The sequence below is a fragment of the Bradyrhizobium sp. PRIMUS42 genome (genome assembly GCF_023006515.1).
Taxonomy (GTDB): domain Bacteria; phylum Pseudomonadota; class Alphaproteobacteria; order Rhizobiales; family Xanthobacteraceae; genus Bradyrhizobium.
This window is the reverse complement of sequence record NZ_JALBGZ010000861.1, coordinates 1-2373: the sequence shown is the minus strand read 5'-3', so window position 1 is coordinate 2373 and position 2373 is coordinate 1. Positions and strand designations below refer to the sequence as shown.

The window sequence follows — 2373 nt, the reverse complement described above, 5'->3', positions numbered from 1 at the left end:
GGCCGGTCTCGACGAAGCTCAGGTGCCGCGCCGAGATCTCGGCCTCGCCGGCGAGATCGAGCTGGCTCATGCGGCGGCGCTGCCGCCATTCGCGCAAATGGTCGCCGATATGGATCGGCTGGCTGCGTTCGGCCTGGGCCGTAGATGCATGTGCGTTCATGACCAGAAACCTATCATGCGGATTTCGGCCCTTCCATTACCCGCGAGGTAATCGAATTGGGCCGCGCGGCGGCGCATCTTCGGTTGCAACAGGAGATGACCATGATCGCGCTGCTGCTCTATCGGACCGTCGCAGACCACGTCTTGCCCTGGGCCATGGCATTCGCAACCCGGATCCTGGCGCGCAGCCTCAACATGCCGGAGCCACTCGTGCATTCGACCGGCGATTATGTGGTCGCGCAGGTCATCGCCTTCGAGCACGGCGTCGGCAGGAGCCTCTGTCCGTTCCGCCTCGCCCGCCTGCTCCGCGCCTGGTGGCGCGGATTGCATTGATTTCCACCCGAGCCCAACCCAAGCAAGGAGACCTACGATGATCGACGCATCCACTTTCCTGCGCCGCGCCCTGCTCGCCGACGCCATCTTCAGCGGCGTCGCCGCGCTCGGCTTCACCTTCGGCGCGAGCGCGTTCGCTGCGCTGTTCAACCTGCCTGAGGCGCTGCTGCGCGAGACCGGCCTGTTCCTGATCGCCTATACCGCGCTGGTCGGCTGGCTCGCTTCGCGCGCCGCGGTGCCGAAGCCGCTCGTGCTCCTCGTTATCGTCGGCAACGCCGCATGGACGGCCGGCAGTATCGCGCTGCTGCTGTCTGGCGCAGTGTCGCCGAACCTCGCTGGCGAGCTGATGGTCGTGGCGCAGGCCATTGCGACCGGCGTGTTCGCCGAGCTGCAATATTTGGGATTGCGCAGAAGTGGGAGTGTGGTGGCGGCGTGAGCCTCTCGTCTCCCGGACGCGCTGCAACGCTTTTGGCGTTGCGGCGCAGAGCCGGGACCCAGATTGTACGAATCGCGCTGGGATGGGCCCCGGCTCTGCAGCGCACCGCCGAAGAAGCGCTGCGCTGCGTCCGGGGCACGAGAGCGGAGGCTATGCCCGCGCGCCGTTCTTCCTGCCAACAGCGTGGCCGTTGAGCTTCTTCTTGGCGGCCTTGCTGGCACTCTTGGCGCCTGCCTTCTTGGCCTTGCCTTCGGTACGCGCCTTCACCTTGGTACGTTCGGCCCGCGCCTCGGCGCGCAGCTTCTTGCGCTTCTTCTCGCAGGAGTCGCACTTGCAGCCGATCGGCTTCAGATAGGCTTTGAAATAGTCGGTGCCGTAATCGTAGTTGATCTCGTCGCCCGGCTCGATGTTCCTGATGGCGCGGATGAACACCTTGCGCTCGCGTGGGCGGACGTCGGACTCGGCGTTGGGCCGGCAGGAATGGTTGATGTAGCGGGCGAGGTTCTTGCGCACCGAGCCGTCGATGGTCCAGCGCCCGTTGAGCTCGAACAGGTATTTGTTCTCGATCTCGTCATGTGCCGGGATCCGCGAATCCAGGATCGGTCCGAAATAGCGGACGATCCGGGTGCCCTTCTTGATCGGCTTGGTGGCGAAGAGGCCGAGTCCGGTCTTGGAGCGGCCGACGCGATAGGGTTTGTTCGACGATGTGGCTGGCATGATCAAGTAAACGAGGACGCGAACGAGGCTGGAAGAGCCCAAGCGAAGCCGCTCTTCTAGAACGATTCCGCGCCGCTGTCAGGTATATCCCGGCCCTGTTTGAACCTTGCCCACAATGAAGACGTCTGATGGTACGGAGTTCCCGTACCATCAAAGCCCTCATGATGAGCCACATCACCCGCATTGGCCTCGCTGCGTTGATGAGTTGCATCGGCCTGAACAGCGTCGACGCCCAATCCGTGGGCAGCAGCTACACCTCGACGGCGCCAAAGAACTGCCGCCAGATCGGCAAGCCCAGCGAGTTCGACGGCAGCACGACGCGCGTCTGTCCGGGCAAGAACGGCCTCCTGGTGCTGATTGCCGAGGACGATCTTCGCGAAATCGTCTCGGTCGGCCGCAGTCGCAAAGAAGCGGTCGAGGAACCTGCGGCCAAGGTCTGGTTCGCCCCGTTCAATTCATCCGAGACCACGATCGAATGGCGCGCCGCGGGCGGAAAGCCGTTCGCGATCATCCAGCGCTGGCACATCGCCGACAACAGCGATCCCGACAAGCAGGGGCGGCCCAACACCAAGGCCATGCTGGTCGTGACCCGGCTGCCGCCGGGGCCGGTCTGCCACGTTGCCTATGTCGATGCGGTCGCCAACCCCACCGCCAATGAGCTTGCACGCAGGGCCGCCGACGATATCGCGCGCGGCTTCACGTGCGGCAAGGACGAGGTGAAGATCATC

5 protein-coding genes are annotated in these 2373 nt (G+C 64.4%); 3 read left to right on the top strand and 2 right to left on the bottom strand.

The genetic code is table 11. The features are described 5' to 3' along the window. The coding region (locus tag MOV75_RS34810; protein ID WP_247007605.1) for a helix-turn-helix domain-containing protein at positions 1-160 on the bottom strand (160 nt) is incomplete at its 3' end. A gap of 101 nt (positions 161-261) precedes the next feature. On the opposite strand from MOV75_RS34810, the gene MOV75_RS34805 reads away from it, so the two are divergent. Both MOV75_RS34805 and MOV75_RS34800 read left to right on the top strand, forming a co-directional pair. Continuing rightward, complete coding sequence (locus MOV75_RS34805; protein WP_246931369.1) at positions 262-492, top strand: hypothetical protein; 231 nt, start codon at positions 262-264, stop codon at positions 490-492. A 37-nt stretch (positions 493-529) separates the two neighbouring features. Further along, positions 530-928, top strand: coding sequence for a hypothetical protein (locus MOV75_RS34800; RefSeq protein ID WP_246931368.1), 399 nt, complete (start codon positions 530-532; stop codon positions 926-928). A 150-nt stretch (positions 929-1078) separates the two neighbouring features. Here the strand turns inward: MOV75_RS34800 and MOV75_RS34795 are convergent, their stop codons facing one another. After that, on the bottom strand, positions 1079-1645 hold the full coding sequence (locus MOV75_RS34795) for an SET domain-containing protein (RefSeq protein WP_246931367.1): 567 nt from the start codon (positions 1643-1645) through the stop codon (positions 1079-1081). Positions 1646-1773: 128 nt separating this feature from the next. Between MOV75_RS34795 and MOV75_RS34790 the strand changes: the two genes are divergently transcribed. Then, positions 1774-2373 (top strand): hypothetical protein (locus tag MOV75_RS34790; protein ID WP_247007604.1); only part of this gene is annotated, 600 nt, incomplete at its 3' end.